Source organism: Spirosoma sp. 209 (assembly GCF_002006735.1).
GTDB classification, from domain to species: domain Bacteria; phylum Bacteroidota; class Bacteroidia; order Cytophagales; family Spirosomataceae; genus Spirosoma; species Spirosoma sordidisoli.
On record NZ_MVEC01000005.1, the window covers coordinates 111329 to 127900 of the forward strand.

8 protein-coding genes, 1 tRNA gene and 1 pseudogene are annotated in these 16572 nt (G+C 56.6%); 2 read left to right on the forward strand and 8 right to left on the reverse strand.

From position 1 onward, the window contains the following. The first annotated feature begins 113 nt into the window (after positions 1-113). A tRNA-Leu gene (locus tag B1C80_RS10345) sits at positions 114-195 on the forward strand. 154 nt (positions 196-349) lie between these two features. Here B1C80_RS10345 and B1C80_RS10350 read toward each other — a convergent pair. The 7 genes and pseudogenes from B1C80_RS10350 to B1C80_RS10380 form a co-directional block, all read right to left on the reverse strand. Continuing rightward, a complete protein-coding gene (locus B1C80_RS10350; RefSeq protein ID WP_317126250.1) occupies positions 350-790 on the reverse strand; it encodes a glycerophosphodiester phosphodiesterase family protein in 441 nt (146 codons plus the stop codon). A gap of 103 nt (positions 791-893) precedes the next feature. Beyond that, positions 894-1867, reverse strand: a pseudogene (locus B1C80_RS10355) (TonB-dependent receptor); the annotation flags it as partial. A 121-nt stretch (positions 1868-1988) separates the two neighbouring features. After that, positions 1989-2750 carry a LytTR family DNA-binding domain-containing protein gene (locus B1C80_RS10360; RefSeq protein WP_077921015.1) on the reverse strand — a complete coding sequence of 254 codons (762 nt, stop codon included), beginning with the start codon at positions 2748-2750 and terminating at the stop codon, positions 1989-1991. Next, the gene (locus B1C80_RS10365; RefSeq protein ID WP_077921016.1) at positions 2747-3877 is read right to left on the reverse strand and encodes a sensor histidine kinase; all 1131 of its coding nucleotides are present in this window, start codon (positions 3875-3877) and stop codon (positions 2747-2749) included. Before B1C80_RS10365 ends, B1C80_RS10360 begins: the two co-directional genes overlap by 4 nt. A 4-nt stretch (positions 3878-3881) precedes the next feature. Next, positions 3882-4538 (reverse strand): DUF5367 family protein, encoded by a 657-nt coding sequence (locus B1C80_RS10370; protein WP_077921017.1) that lies wholly within the window; start codon positions 4536-4538, stop codon positions 3882-3884. A gap of 40 nt (positions 4539-4578) precedes the next feature. Beyond that, entirely contained in the window at positions 4579-9093 is a 4515-nt protein-coding gene (locus B1C80_RS10375; RefSeq protein ID WP_077921018.1) for an efflux RND transporter permease subunit, read from the reverse strand. Then, positions 9090-10193: an efflux RND transporter periplasmic adaptor subunit gene (locus B1C80_RS10380; protein ID WP_077921019.1), complete on the reverse strand. Its 1104-nt coding sequence runs from the start codon at positions 10191-10193 to the stop codon at positions 9090-9092. Before B1C80_RS10380 ends, B1C80_RS10375 begins: the two co-directional genes overlap by 4 nt. Before the next feature lie 779 nt (positions 10194-10972). On the opposite strand from B1C80_RS10380, the gene B1C80_RS10385 reads away from it, so the two are divergent. Then, positions 10973-14887 carry a PAS domain S-box protein gene (locus B1C80_RS10385; protein WP_077921020.1) on the forward strand — a complete coding sequence of 1305 codons (3915 nt, stop codon included), beginning with the start codon at positions 10973-10975 and terminating at the stop codon, positions 14885-14887. Positions 14888-14942: 55 nt separating this feature from the next. Here B1C80_RS10385 and treF read toward each other — a convergent pair whose 3' ends face one another. Further along, entirely contained in the window at positions 14943-16550 is a 1608-nt protein-coding gene (treF, locus tag B1C80_RS10390) for an alpha,alpha-trehalase TreF (protein WP_077921021.1), read from the reverse strand. Positions 16551-16572 lie beyond the last annotated feature (22 nt).

The window sequence follows — 16572 nt, forward strand, 5'->3', positions numbered from 1 at the left end:
TTTACGAAAAAAGGCGGTAAATGCCTTGAATCGGCCTAAAAAAGAGAAACTTTCAGAGCTGTCTTTTGCTTCGAATTAGTAAAAAGCTATCTTTGCACCCGCAATCACGTTTTGGCCACGTGGTGAAACTGGTAGACACGCCATCTTGAGGGGGTGGTGCTGCAAGGCATGGGAGTTCGAGTCTCCCCGTGGTCACAAAGTAAACAGACAAGCACTTACATTTATTTGTAAGTGCTTGTCTGTTTATAGGGGGTTACAACAACTGCATAGACCAATCCTGTATTCGCTTTTCTCAGATAGATAGCCGCATAATGAAGTTAATACGCTACTTAGAGATCTGTGAATGAGTCTACTTCTTTTCCGAAATCGCGTAGGTCTCTACCGAGTCGATCAGTTCAGCCAGCAGGGGCTTGTAGGTTCGTATTTTCTGCTGGTCCGGAAACTGCGGGTGCGGTTTACTGCCCACGTCGAACGGTTTGATCTGGTCGTAGGTAAGCTGGTACAGGTTGATCGACTTCTGCTCGCCGGCCGTTACGGGGGTTCCGTCAGGTTTGGTGGCTATATCAGCCGACATGTAGGGGTCGTGCGATACGAGCACCTGATTGTCTTTCGAAATAACGACATCGAGTTCGAGCGTCTGCACGCCCAGGTCGAGGGCTTTTTTTATGGCCGGGATGGTATTCTCCGGCACGAGCCCCCGCGCGCCCCGGTGCCCCTGCCGCTCGAGTTTGGGCTGCGCCCAGAGTAAGTTTGTCCAGAAAAGAAGGCTGGCAATTAATCCGGTTTTCATGATTGGCTGGCTGGTTCGTCAGTCAAAGCGTCTACCGCCCCGGGCCGCTAAGTCAGGGGCGGTAGACGGCTTTGGTGAATTCGTAATGGGTAACAGGTAACGACTAAAAACTATAGCGGGCGCCCAGCTGAACCTGGAATGGATCGCCCGAGGGCGTAACGGCCCCCCGAGTTGTTGACCCGGTAGTTGTATTGCTGGGTAGCCTGAGAAAAACCTGGTAAGGCCGCATTGCCAGTAGCCGCCGGAACGCCCAGTGCATACAGGACCTGCGAACCCAGCGACCGGTTGGTACCCCGGTTTCGGTTGAGCAGGTTGGCGAAGTTAAAGATATCGGCCGATACCTCGATGGCGTGGGTTTTGTGAATCCGGAACCGCTTCAGCGCCCGAATGTCGACTACGCCGAAGAAACCGTTGATACCTCCGTTGCGCTGGGCAATCCGACCCGAATACGTGTTGATATAGTCTTTCAGGCTCTGGCTGGCGTCGGGGTTATCAAGCAGTGCCTGCAGGTCGGCGCGCACGTTGGCCGGCAATTCCGGGCTGTTGCGGTCAAAAACGTAGGCCAGGTCATTGGTTCTCACAAAATCGGCGTTGGTGTTACCACCCGACAGCAGCGAGTAGCGCGTTCCACCAATACCCGTATAGCGAACGCCCAGCGTGATGCCGAAGAAAGACGGCAATGTGCCGTAGAATACGACTTTGTTCCGGAAGTGATTGTCGGAATACGTAAGGGTACCGAGGTTTCGCGGATCATCTTTTACGAGTTGTACCAACGTAGCCGTGTTGGCCACGTTTCCGTGAAAAGACGTGTTGTCGCGGGTGTCGTTCCAGGTGTAGCTGGCCGTAATTTCGCCATCGCGGAAGTACTGCCAGGTAGCATCGGCCACGACGGCAAACTGACTTACTTTGCCGTCGCTGTTCAGCTCCAGCACCCGACCCAGTCGGTACTGATACGCCCTTGCTGCCAGTCGCCCACGCCACTCGATGGCATCGATGCCAGGGGGGCACGTACACGCCCCGGCTGTCTTCATTAGCCAGCCGGAAAAACGGATTGGCCACCATGTTCCGGTCAACGTAGAAGAGACCAGGACCACGCGCATTTTGACAGGCCTCGCCCCGTTAAGTATACCCGTAGCTCGTGCTCCCAATAGTAGTCACTGATTTGCCAGTCGGCCGAAATGGGTACTGAATTCATCGCTCATTGATTCAACCATACTTTTATCGCTTCGGCTCGGTCGCGGCTGATAAATACCTCTTCCGGGGCGGAGGGCGTTAGGTCGAGTTTCAACCGACCGTTGAAATGTTTATGGATGGCGGTGATGCTTTCGATACCGACAATGCACTGCCGACTGGCCCGAAAGAACAGGCGGGGGTCGAGCTGATCGACTAGTTTTTCCAGGGTTTCCGGGATGGGAAACCATTTGTTATCGGGGCATACGAGCCGGGTAATCTTGTTTTCCGAATAAAAGTACGCCACTTCACGGGTCGGAATGGCTCGGTACATATCGCGGTAGGTAACGAGAAACCGCTGGCGATACGTCCGCTGTGATTGGTTGAGTGCCTGAACCAACTGGCCATAGTCGAGGGCTGAAGGCGCGGCCGGACCGATTGTCTTTCTGAACTTGGTCAAAGCCGCTTCCAGCTCACGGGGCACAATGGGTTTGAGCAGGTAATCCAGCGAATTGAGTTTGAACGCCTGCACGGCATATTCATCGTAGGCTGTGGTAAAGATGATAGGGCAGCGCGGCTCGACCTGCCGGAACACCTCGAAGCTGAGTCCGTCGGACAGCTGAATATCACTGAACAACAGGTCCGGGTGGGCGCTGGTTTGCAAATAGGTCACAGCCTCGGTCACACTTTCCAGTACGGGGCCGATCAGAATCGTCGAATCCGCATCGGCCAACAGACGGGCCAGCCGCCGGGCAGCCGGTTGTTCGTCTTCGATAATGAGTGCGGTCATGGCCTGAACAAAAACAGTTGAACGGTAAAAAACTCGTCCGTCTCGGTCACAACGGGCGGCTTTTCACCCAAGAGCCGGTAGCGGTTGTGAATGTTGCGTAACCCAACACCCGAGGGCATGCCCTTGGGCAGCGTTGACGGGACAGGTACGTCGTCGGCAACGGGCGAATCAGCCCCGGCTGAAACGGCCATTGGGCTTGTCATGCGCTTTTGTTTGTTGTTCACAACGAGCAGTTCGCCCCCATCGGTTACTGTCAGTTGAATACGCAGCGGCCGGGTTCGGTCGACGATGTTGTGTTTAACGGCGTTTTCGAGCAGCAACTGAAGCGTCATGGGCGGGAGTTGCCAGGACCGATACCGATCCGGTATCGTGATCTCGGCTTGTAGATTGGCCCCGAATCGTTTGTCGAGCAGGTACAGATAGGCCTGAGCCAGATCAAGTTCTTCATCCAGGGTTACCAGCGTCTGATCGCGTTTTTGCAGGACGTACCGGTACACCAGCGATAAGTTCTCGATAAAATCGACGGCCTGCCGGGGGCTTTCTTCGACAATAGCCGTCAGCGTATTCAGGTTGTTGAACAGAAAATGGGGGTCGAGCTGGCTTTTCAGCGCTTCGTAGCGAGCCTCGACCGACTCCCGTTTGAGTCGTTCCGTTTCCAGCAGGGATGCCTGCCACCGCCCGAAAAAGTAGGCCCCCGTATGAATGGCGTTAAGGAAAAGCGCCATCAGACTGCCAAAAACCACCGTTTGGCGAATGCTCAGCCAGTCGGCCTCCGTAAATTGATAAGTCGGGTCTTCGAGAAAAACCAACAGCCAGACGAGCAAGCCGACAATCAGTACACTATCGAATACCAGCGCGACAAACTGGGTTATAAAGCGCAGCATGGGCTTCTGGTCCCAGGGCATACGTCTATTTAACCAGTGGGTTGTCCAAAGGCTGCTTTCCGACAGTAAATAGGCACCACCCAGCGCCACGCAGATATCAACGCAGTAGGTTTGCCACGCATCGGGCCCTTGGTAGCTGGCGTGGTTGAACGACTGCGGGTCGATGTAATAAATAATGAGGTACAGCAACAGGCCAAACAAAGGCGTGCCCACTAACCGGAACCATTTCGTGAAAGAAGTCATGGCATCAGGCAGGTCGGTTGGGTTTTCTGATGGTGATCAAGCCGCTAAGGATGATGAAGCTGTATCCGCAAAACAACCAGGCGGCAAACAGCGAATCGGCTTCGGGTCGGACCGCCGATGCGGGCATATTCGGAAAAACATCGGTAAAGAAAAATAAGGTTCCCGCGTCGAATAGCATGCCGGGTAGGGCAAACAGGGTTGCCGCCAGCAGTTTTTCCGACTCGCGAACGTGCCGGGTTCGGTACAGGATGTTCATCAGCAAAACCATACCGATAGCCACCCCCACGAAAGCGGTAATCGTCAACGGTGTATTGCCCGGAACCAGCAGATACTGCCCAACGAAGCGCAGTAATAGCGTGGCAACGGCCCAGACCACAACGCCCGCGCCCAGAAAAAACGACCTGAATGGTGCAACAGGGATGACTACATAGGCCTTGATTTTATTGACGTACTCTTTACCCAGCAAAGCGACCGATGCTGCAAAGGCCAGTTCACCCAACACGGCAATACCCGTGATAAGACCGGCCCTGGCCGTGCCAGCCAGCGGAAGCGTGACAAAGGGCAAGGTAAGGGCCGCGACAAGCGTAAGGCACGAAACGACAAACAGAATAACACCCAGTCGTTTCGATGTTTTTGGCGATAATCGATTCAGTGTCAGCATGAGTAGAAAACAAATATAGAGAAGAGAACTAGCGTTTCGCCTAGTCATTACCCACGGCTTTATCCAGCTCGACGGTGGCGATCAACACGTCGTACAGGGCCTGAACCCGGTTGCTTTGGGCCTGCCGCAGGGCTAATTCGGCATCGGCGACTTCGCTCCACCGGGCAAGGCCCTGCCGGTAGCGGCTCCGGACGAGAGCATAACTACGCTCGGCCGCGGCAATGGTCCGGCCCTGAGCCGTTAACCGTTCGCGGGCTTCTTCCACGGCGTACTGACCGTACGTTACCTCATTGCGGATCAACGCCCGATTGTAGGCCAGTTGCCGCCCGGCCTGGAAGTAGGCCAGACGGGCCTGCCGTACTTTGGGCTGGAGGGTTGGGTTCCAGATCGGTAGCGTTAATTGCACTCCCAAAAACGCAGTCAACGGCCACCGCGAACGACCGAAGTCGAAGTTGCTCATCTGCGACTGGGTGCTGAGCTGCCCGAACAAACCGAGCGTTGGCTTGCTTCGGCTTCTCTCGAGCTCGGTTTGGCGCTGGATTTGTTCCAGCGACAGGGCGAGAAGCCGCAGTTCGGGCCGCCGGGTTAGGGCCTGGTCCGCTACGTTGGGATCGGTAAGGGGTGGGCCAGGGTCGGGCAATGTCAGCGAGTCCGTTAGCACCAGTGGCGCGGTGCTGGGCAGGTCGAGCAGGGTGGCCAGTGAACCCGTCAGTTGCCGGATGGTCCGTTCCAGCTTCGACAGGTTCGGGCGCTGGTTTTCGCGTTCGACAAACGCCCGGAGCGTGTCGGCATCCGTGGCCAGCTGTACCCGAAGCAGGTTGCGGGTTTCGCGCAGGGCTTCGTCGGCACGGGCCATGCTCTGGCGGACCAACTGCTGCTGAGCCTGGGCCAATAGGACGGACAGATACAATTTTTTGACCTCGGCTACCTGCCGGTTCGCCACGACCCGGACTTGCTGTTGGGCCTGCTGCTGACCGTTGCTGGCTAACCGGCGACTGATGCGCAGGTCGGGCTGGATCAGCGGCATGGTCACGTTGACAGCTCCGGTGTAGCCGTTGGGCAGGGCAGCCGCCACGGGCGTCAGGCGGTTGTTATCGAAGGCAAACGAGCCGGTTGCCGGGTCGATGTTTACGGCCGGGAAGAAAAAAACGGGCGGTTTGATATTGTGCTGGTATTGCCCGGTAGCACTGAACGTGGGCAAGGCCGCCCGCCTGACTTCCTCTAGCCGGGCGTCAGCTTTGTCCACCTCCAGCTGCGCCACCACCACCTCACCATTGACCCGCCGAACCCGGTCTACGGCGTCTTGCAGAGACAAGGCATAGGGGTGAGATGCTGGGACCTGGGTCAGTGGGGATTGGGTCGGTAGCTGAGCGTGGGCCGCCTGAAGCGTAAACGTCACCGCCAGCATCGTAGCCACCCCCGCCCGATTACCCTTCGCTCCCTGCCCCACGGCCTTACCCTTCTGCCTCAGGCCCTTTGCCCATACCCGCAGCCGCGTTACATCCAGGTAGACCGTTGGCACCAAGACCAGCGTCAGAAACATGGAACTGGACAGTCCACCAATCAGGGCCCAGGCCAGGCCGGTTTTTAGCTCCGCGCCGGGGCCGGAAGCCAGGGCAATGGGCAGCATCCCGATCACCATGGCCAGTGTCGTCATCAAAATCGGCCGCAAGCGGGTTTGGCCCGCGTCGAGCAGGGCGTCGGTCACGGTCATGCCTGCCTCCCGGTTTTCATTGGCCCGTTCGACCAGCAGGATCGCGTTTTTGGCCACCAGTCCGAGCATCATAATCATGCCCAGCAGGCTAAACACATTGAGTGAATTCATGGTCAGTGCCAGCGCCAGCAGCGCACCCACGACGGCCACCGGAATCGAGAACAGGACGACAAACGGATACAGCCACGAGTTGTACAGCGCAACCATGATGAGGTACATGAACAGAATGGCTGCGCCGAACACCAGCCCCAGCTTGCCGAAGGCATCGTCCTGAAGTTCGAGATCACCGCCGTAGGTGATGCGCACATCGGGGGGTACGTTCAGGGCTGTAACCGCTTGCCGGATATCCTCACCAATGGCGCCCACCGGCCGACCAATCACCTGCGAATAAATAGTCACGGCGTTGCTGCGGTCCTTGCGTTCGAGCAGGGCGGGCATGAACGCATCGCGCACCTCGGCAATCTGGTGCAGCGCCACGGGCTGACCAGCGGGATTAATGAGCGTGAGTCGGCGGAGTGTAGCGGTGCGGTTGCGGTCCGTTTCCTGAAGCCGTACCCGAACAGTTACTGCCACGTCGTTCTGCTGAATCGTCAGGTCGTCGTATCCGGCCAGTGCCGTGCGCAGGAGGCCCCCCACCTCTTCGGTAGTCAGACCATAGCGGGCCAGTTTTTCGGGATCAACGGAAATCTGCACCTCCGGTTTCAGGCTTTCGCCCGACAACCGAATGTCGGCGGTACCCGGAATGGAACGCATTCGGTCGCCAATTCGGCGGGCCTGCTGTTGCACCTGTGCCCGATCGGCCCCGTTGACGATCACGCTAATCGGTTGGGTCGCGTCGGAGCCGAGCAGCCCAATGGGCGAAACACGCATCCGCACACCCGGCTCGCGGGCAATGATTTCTTTGACCTGCCGTGATAACTGGGCCAGGCTGCGGGTACGTTCCTCGCGTGGTTTGAACGTCAGGTTCAGCTCGGCCGTATGGGTGGTGGGCACGCCGACAAAACCGTCCGGATTAGCCCCAACATTGGTAAAGACCTTGGTTACCTCGGGCATCCGGCGAAAGGCGCTTTCCAGTCGTTTCGCCATCGCATCGGTCTGTTCCAGTTTTGCGCCGTCGGGCAATTGCGCAATAACCTGCACTTCGCCTTTATCGGCGGGGGCGGTAAATTCGGTACCGATGAAGCCCGAAATCGGGAGCCATAAAGCGCCCACAAACAGGACCAGAACCAGGCTGGCAACCGTTTTGCGATGTTCCAGCGCCCAGGCCAGCCCCTGAAGATACCTGTTGCTTATCCAATCGTACTGCCGCTCGAACCACAAACTAAACCTACCCATCAGGGTATATTTGGTCAAAGGTTCTAAGCGTCCAAAGCGCGACGCGATCATGGGCGTCAGCGTGAACGAAACGAGCAGACTAAATAAGGTGGAGATGACAACGACCAGCGCAAACTCACGCATCAGATCGCCGATCAGGCCTGGTGCCAGCGAGAGCGGTACAAAAACAACCACATCGACGAGCGTGATGGCCAGGGCGGCAAAGCCGATCTCGTTACGACCGTCGAGCGCGGCCTGACGCTTTTCCTTGCCGTGTTCCAACTGTTTGTATATGTTTTCCAGCACCACAATCGAGTCGTCGACCAGAATGCCGACCACCAGCGACAGGGCCAGCAGCGTCAGCAGGTTCAGCGAAAAGCCCAACAGGTTCATGAAGACGAAAGTGGAAAGCAGCGAAGCCGGAATGGCAACCATCACGATCAGCGACGAGCGCAGGCTGTGCAGGAACACGAACATGACCAGCGCCACCAGCCCAATGGCCAGAAACAGATCGTGGTTAACGGCTTCGGCCGCAGCCAGGGTAAATTCGGAACCGTCCTGAGCCACGTCGAAGTGAAGGCCCTGCGCCGAAAAGTCGGTCTGGAGCGTCTGCATCTCCGCCCGGACGCGCTGGCTGATCTCCACATTATTCGCGCCCGATTGCTTGGTTATCAGCAACCCAACGGATGACCGGCCGTTGTAGCGGTTGATATTTTCAGCGTCCCTGGCCTGCGTCCGGATGGTCCCAATTTCCCCCAGCCGAATGGTTTGGCCGGGCCGTGACTGGCCGTTGGAAACCACAATCGACCGTAAACGGCTTAACTCGTCCGTTTTGCCGACCACGCGCACCGAGTACAGCGCGTCGTGGTCTTTAACATTACCAGCCGGGACATTGAGGTTGGCCTGTCGAATCGCATTCGTCACCTGAAGAACCGACAACCGGCGTTCTTCCAACCGGCGGACGTCCAGGTCAACGGCCACTTCCGTTTCGGCGAGGCCCACGAAACTGACCTGACCCACGCCCGGTACCTGGGCCAGCCGTGGTTTGATCTGGTTTTTCAGCAGTGTCCCCAGTTCGAGCGGGGGCAGCTGGCTCGTGATGGCGACGCGCAACACGGGCAGATCGGTCAGGGAATATTTGCTGACTTGCGGGGTTTTGCTGCCAGCTGGTAGTTTGGCCAGTATGTCGTTAACCCGGCGCTGGGTTTCCTGCAAGGCTTTGTCGGCGTCGGCTTCCTGCCGGAATTCGATGGTCACCAGCGATATGTTCTCCAGCGACTGGGCGGTGATGCGTTTGACCTTGTCGGCGGTCGAAACGGCCTCTTCGACGGGCCGCGTGATCGACGATTCCAGTTCGCCCGGTGACGCGCCTGGCCACACGGTCGCAACCGTGACAAAGGGCGTTGCGATGTTGGGCAGCAGTTCGTAACGCAGTTGCGTATACGAAAACAGGCCGACGATACCGAGTACCAAAAACAGGACAATGATCAGGATGGGCCGGGTTATGGACAGTTGCGTAAGGTTCATGGTTGTAGCGTTGACGAGTGAACAGGAAGCCCATTACGCAGACCCGTAGCCCCACTGACCACGATCCGTTCCCCGGCCTCTAGGCCCCGGCGTACCACCAGATCGGTGCCAACCACATCACCCGTCTGGATGGGGCGACGCTGAACCCGCTGGCCTTGCAGGACATAAACCGCAGTTGAGTCGCCGTTCTGGATAATTGCCGTTCGCGGAATCGTCAGTACAGGGGTTACCGGCCTCTTGTTGCGGCTAACCTGGGCGGTTAGGCCAACCCGTAACGAGTAGCGGGTATTGGCGTTGTTGACGCGTATCTCCACGGGAAACCGGCCCGGAACGGAGGTTCCCGGAACGGCGGTTCCGGAAACCGACCAGTCTCCCCCTTTCAGCCCGATGTGGTGCACCGTGCCGCGAAAGGGTACGCCCGGATAGGCCTCAAACCGGACCGGCACGACCTGACCAACGGCCCAGTCAGTAAGTTCGGTTTCGGGCACACTGATGGTCACTTTAACAGCCGATACATCGGTGATGGTGGCCAGCGGTGTTCCGGGGGCAATGAACATCCCACGCTCGATGGGCTTCTCGGTAATCGTACCGCCAATGGGCGCTTTAATGAGCGCATCGCCAACCTGTTTGCGGATGGACAGTAGCTGAAACTCGGCGTTACGTACCTGCAAACGGGCATTCTCGACCTCGCTGGCGGTACTATTGTTTTCGCGGTGCAGCGTTTCGTAACGAACCAGATCCTGCCGCGCTTTGGCGAGTGTTCCCTCGGCCACGACCAGCGATGCTTCGTTGACGTCAGCATCTACCCTAAGCAGCGGCTGACCTTCCCGGACTGAGCCATTAAGCCGGACATAAAGCCTACGGACGATCCCTTGCGTGGTGGCCGTCATGGCTACTTCACGCCAATAGGTGCTTTGGCCAATGTAGCTGGTTTCTGTTGTCAGCGATTGCCGACGAACGGGCGCAACGGTTACCGTTACGGGGAGGGGAAGGGCTGCTGCCTGAACCTGAGCCTGTTGGGTTTGCTGATTGTGGGCCAGCCAGAATCCGGTACCCCCCAGTAGTACCACCCATCCGATGACCCAAACTGTCTTTTTCATGGTGTTTGTCGGCTATGATTAGCAAGACAAACCTAGCGGTGAGCAGACGGCTACAGAGCCGAAATCGAACCCAGTCGGTAAAAAGGTCCACCCAATAGTTGATTATTGACTACTGACCAGTAAGAGACCCGCCAGGTATACCGAAACGGCCGGTCTTCCTTACTTCTCGATGGCTGTCCCCGACTGAGATAATCCGTAAGAGCTTGTTTGGGGCAGGAATTTATGTGAATTCCTCTAGCCCGAATGGGCTACCTTTTCACCCCCCAGCCCCCTAAAGGGGGAGCCCATTCGGCGCGGACGGCTCCCCCTTTAGGGGGCTGGGGGGTGAAAAGGCCGGTCTCTTCACGGTTTTATCTTTTTATCAACTCTTCCCCAAACAAGCTTTTAGGCCGGGCCGCCGTCGCGGGGCTGGGGGGTGTAAGATCCGGTCTCTGCGTAGCTTTACCTTCTTATCACGCCTTCCTCAAACAACCCCTTATGACCGCCTGGGCCGTTACGCAACGTATCGCCCAATCGAGCGAACCAGCGACGGGGCATCACGGCATAAACCAGTACTCCATAAAAAAGGGTAGCCCACCCGACACCTGCTGTCGAAGAATACAATAGCAAGTAGATCACATCGGACCACCCACCTGGGTTGACCGGACATACCTCTCTCTACACCCAAAAGGGTCAGGACACGACCGAGTAAGCAATTTTTGTTTACTATTATTATTTTTCATAAACAAATTCTCATTATTGCCTATCTTTAGTTGCCGAATACTTACCTACGGAGTAGCATGTTGATTCCACCGAACGAAAAAAAACGCCTGGAAGCCCTTCATCAATATCAGATTCTGGACACCCTTCCCGAAAAAACGTTTGACCGACTAACCGAACTGGCTTCCCTAATTTGTCAGACACCCATCTCGTTGCTGTCGCTGGTCGACGAGAACCGACTCTGGGTAAAATCGTATGTTGGTATTGAGACCCAGGAAGCCGATCGGGACACCTCATTCTGTCAATATACCATCCTTGACACAATATTACTAGAGATTGAAGATACGCACCTGGATACCCGCTTTCAGGATAGTCCGCTGGTTGTCAATGATCCTTATCTACGCTTTTACGCGGGCTACCCACTGATAGACCCTGACGGCTATTCGCTGGGCGCCCTCTGCGTACTGGATAACGCCCCCCGGAAATTAACCGAAGATCAACGGAAAGCCCTGCAGACCCTGGCCGAGATGGCCACCGAGCTGCTGATCGAAAACCGGCAGAAACAGGAACAGGTTTACCTTAATAATCTATTTACCCTGTCAAACGACTTGATTTGTGTGGCGGGTACTGACGGCTACTTCAAGCGGCTGAACCCCGCCTTTTCGCACATTCTAGGGTGGGATGAGGCCTATCTGTTGCAGACCTCCTTTGCCGACCTGGTCCACCCGGACGACGTTCAGTCAACCCAGCAGGAAATTAACCGGCTGGCGGCCGGCAACCCGACCGTTAACTTTTCTCACCGGTTTCGGTGTCAGGATGGGTCGTACAGAAACCTGCAGTGGGTGGCTACGCCTGAACCGGGCACCGGGTCCATTTTCGCCATTGCGCGCGACGTGACCAACGAAAAGCGGAAAGAGCAGCAGCTCTTTCAGTCAGAGAGCAAGTTCCGGTCCTTCTTCGAAAATTCCCAGGGGTTCATGTGCATCCACGATCTGGAGGGCCGTTTCCTGACGGTCAATACGGCCGGGGCCCAGGCGCTGGGGTACCAGCCCGACGAACTCATCGGGGGTCGGCTGCACGATATTGTTCCCAAACATCACCACGAGAAGCTGAATGATTACCTGACGACCATTCGGGATACCGGCCAGGCCAATGGGATCATGCACACCCACCATAAAGATGGCTCTCTGCTGATCTGGCTGTTTAACAATACCCTGGAGAAGGAGCTTTCCGGCGATGTTTTTGTCATTGGCAATGCGATTGATATTACCCGCCGGCATCAACTCGAAGTGGACCTGAAATGGACCCAGCATATCCTTGAGCAGACTAACGAGGTAGCCCGCATTGGTACATGGTCGGTAGATATGGTAAAAAATACGATCGACTGGTCGAGGGTAACGAGAGCCATCCATGAAGTTCCAGACGACTATAAACCTACGTTTGAGACAGCAGTCAATTTCTTCGAGGGGCCCCAATACTTGCTGATCACGGAGGCCCTGAACCGGGCGATTCAGCAGGGAATCTCGTACGATATCGAGTTGCAGATTGTCACCGCAACGGGCCGAACCGTGTGGGTGCGCACGGTAGGAACCCCGGAATTTGAGGGGGGCGTTTGCAAACGGCTGTACGGTACCTTCCAGGATATTGATGATAAAAAGCGGGCTGAACAGGCGCTCATGAACGAAAAGTCGCGGCTGTCGGCTTTTGTCGAACATGCCCCGGCGGCCGTGGCCATGTTCGACCGTTCAGTTCGATACATCGCGGTCAGTAACCGATGGATGGAAGACTATCAGCTGACCGAGAGCGTAATTGGCCGGAGCCATTACGACGTTTTTCCGAATATTTCGGACGCCTGGAAAGCGTTGCACGCCCGCTGCATCGAAGGGGCCGTGGAGAAAAACGACGAAGATGTATGGCGCCCCAACGGCTGGAACCACGATCAGTATCTCCGCTGGGAGGTACGTCCCTGGTACCAGTTCGACGGGTCGATCGGGGGGATCATGATGTTTACCCAGGATATTACCGAAGCCTGCCAGCAACGCGACGAACTCAGAAAAGCCAAGCTCCTGGCCGAACAGGCCAGCATGGCCAAATCGGAGTTTCTGGCCAACATGAGCCACGAAATCAGAACCCCGCTGAACGGGGTGATCGGGTTCACCGATCTGGTCCTGAAAACTTCCCTCAATGCCACCCAGCATCAGTACTTATCGATCGTAAGCCAGTCGGCCAATGCCCTGCTGAGCATCATCAACGACATTCTTGATTTCTCGAAAATCGAGGCTGGCAAGCTGGAGCTGTCTGTGGAGAAAGTGGACCTTTACGAACTCAGCAGCCAGGCAGCGGGCATCATAACCTATCAGGCTCAGCAGAAAGGGCTTGAGATGCTGCTGAACCTGCCGACCAACCTCCCCCGCTTCGTTCATGTCGACAGCGTTCGGCTCAAGCAAGTGCTGGTCAACCTGCTCGGCAACGCGGTCAAGTTCACGGAGCGCGGGGAAATAGAGTTGAAAATAAAGCCGCTCACCGACAGCAGGCAGCCGCTCGTTACCTACCGATTCGAAGTACGCGACACCGGCATTGGCATACAGCCGGAGATGCAGGAACGCATTTTCGAAGCCTTTTCGCAGGCCGACCCGTCGACCACCAAGAAGTACGGCGGCACCGGGCTGGGGCTGACCATCTCCAATAAACTGCTTGGCCTGATGGGTAGCCAGCTCCAGCTCACGAGCGAACCTGGTCAGGGCAGCTGCTTTTTCTTCGACATCCGGCTGAAGACAGAACTGGGCGAGCCCATTCTCTGGCGCGATGTTAACCTGATCCGGAAAGTGCTGATCGTTGACGATAACGAAAATAACCGGCTGATCCTGCGTCAGATGTTTTCGCTTAAACAGATTCAGGTCGATGAAGCCCGCAATGGGTTCGATGCCTTACAGCTACTGGGGCAGCACCGGCAGTATGATGTTATCCTGATGGATTATCACATGCCCTACATGGATGGCATCGAAACGATAGAAAAAATCAGGGCTAACTTCCCCAGCGAGCAACAGGCTATCATCCTGCTTCACAGCTCTTCCGATGATGAGCGAATCCTCAGGGCCAGCGAAGAACTGGCCATTAACCAGCGACTCGTCAAACCGATTAAAATGGTTGAGCTGTACCATGCCTTATCCCGGCTGAATCAGCAGGAACCGAAGCCCGTACAGCCCGCCGACAATCCGCCCACGCGATCGGAGCCTACCCTGGTGAAGGTGTTGCTGGTGGAGGATAACCACATCAATCAGCTGCTGGCGAAAACCATTGTATCACGCATTGTGCCCAACGTGCAGATCAGCGAAGCCCTGAACGGACTGGAAGCGGTTGAACAGTACACGTCCGTTCAGCCCGACCTCATCCTGATGGATATACAGATGCCCCTGATGAACGGCTACGAGGCCACGCAGCGTATTCGGGAGTTACAGCAGGGCCGCCACGTACCGATCATTGCCCTGACGGCCGGTACGGTAAAGGGAGAACGTGAACGCTGCCTGGCCGCGGGTATGGACGACTTTGTGGCCAAACCCATTGTGGAAGAAACCATTGTATCGGTATTCCATAAATGGCTGCGGGCTATACCCGAACCGGCCAGGCCAATTCCGGTTGCTACGCCCCGGACCACGGTTGATCACGCTGCCCACTACAACCCTGACGTCATCAAAAACCTGGCGGGCCAGGATCCCACGTTTATTCGGGAACTGGTAGAAGCCGCCGGGTTCGAACTGCGCAAATCGCTGTCGGTTCTTCAATCGAGCCTTCTGCCCCTGAATCCGTCCGGGATCAAGGGAGCCGCCCATAAGCTGCGGGGTACGGCCCTGAGCGCCGGTATGCCCACCCTCGCCCAGCAATGCAGCACCCTCGAGCAACTGGACACTTATACCGATCAGGTTGTGCAGGAGCACGTTCGGCAGATCGAGTTTGAAGTCAACCTGGTTCTTTCCCTGATGACAAGTGCCATTTAAACGAAACCAGCCCAGGCCCCTTATTGACCGAACAGCGAGCCGACGCTTAATCGGCTCACTTTTCGGTCAATAAGCGCAGCAGAACCCCGTTGGTCCAGCCGAAGCCATCCTGCGTGGGGTACTCGCCCCCTTTGGCGGTGGCGGTGCTGATGACATCGTACTTTTCGACCATCTTGCCGGAGGCTTTATAGACCCGCAGGTTTTCGTTGACCCAGCTGGTTTTGATCCGGTTGGCCAGCGGTACCTGCCTGTACTGACGAAGCCCCTGAATGGCAATCCACTGCAAGGGTGCCCAGCCATTGGGCGCGTCCCACTGCTCTCCCGAGCGAACGAGGGTCGTTGTCAGGCCACCCGGCCTGAGGAATGATTTTTCCAGCCGGCGCGCTACACTCACTGCCTGGCTGGCCGTTGCGATCCGTACAAAAAGCGGGTAGACACCAGCCAGGGAATAGACGGTAGCCTGTTTGCGCGCAACGAAGTCATAATCAAAGAAAAACTGGTTTCTGGCACTCCAGCAATAGCGCTGAATCGCATCGCGCCGTTGCTGAGCCAGCTGCCGAAATTCTTTCGCCCGGTTCTGATCGCCTTTCAGCGAGTAGCCCTCAGCCAGCAGCCATTCCAGGTTGACCAGTAGCGAATTGAGATCGACCGGAATAAAATCGGTGGTATGGATGGTTCGCAGCCGTTTGCCGTCGCGAAACCAGCGGGTGCTGAAATCCCAGCCCGACTCCGCCCCGGCGCGGATGTGGCGATACAGAGCCTGCGGGTCTTTGGCATTGCGCGCCAGATTGACATCCTCCCGGTACGACTCGGGCCGCGGTGTCTGCCGATCATCGTAGTAGCGATTCAGGTAAACCCCGTCAGCCAGCCGGACAATCCGTCGGTACGCCGGCGACTGGGCCGTCAGCTGGTCCTTGCCATCCATCCAGAAATCGTATTCTTTCTGCAGCTGGGGCAGGTAGCTGACAATAACCCGGCGGCCCTGTACTTCGCTCAGCAGGCTGACCATGAACGAAAAAAACGGGGGTTGCGAGCGCCCCAGAAAATAAGTCCGGTTGCCGTTGGGAATAAAACCGAAGGTATTGATCAGGTAGGCGAAATTATCGACCATGTTGCGGATCTGGGCGTTCTGCCCCGATGCCCGCAGGCCCAGCATGGTAAAGTAACTGTCCCAGTAGTAAATTTCCCCGAAACGCCCGCCCGGCACCACGTACGATTTGGGCAGCGGAATGAGCGACCCGGTCAGGGTACCCGCTTTGGAGCGCGGGCTGGCCGGACGGGTCAGCACCGGCCACAGGTCATTAATATGCTGCTGAGCTGACTGGCCGGTTTTACTGGTATAGCCCGAAGCCGGTTTCGTTGGTACGACGAAATGTTGCAGTACGAACGACTTCAGATCGAAGTCCCGCTGTTGACTGGCCTGATTGTAATTGGCCAGAATCGTAGCCGTCGGAAACCGGGGGATACAGTCGGCAAACGTTTTCGAGTCCGGAAAAACAGCCTTCAGCTGAACCTCCCGGAAGAGCACCCCAAACTCCTCATCAGGACCGGCCAGCACCGATCCTGATGAGGTTTCTTTTGACAACACCCGCTGCGCCTGGCTATCAGCCAGGCCGGGGAGCAATAATACACTAACAAGAAGGCACTTAAACTCAAGTCGCATTACGGGTTGCGGTTTTGATTAC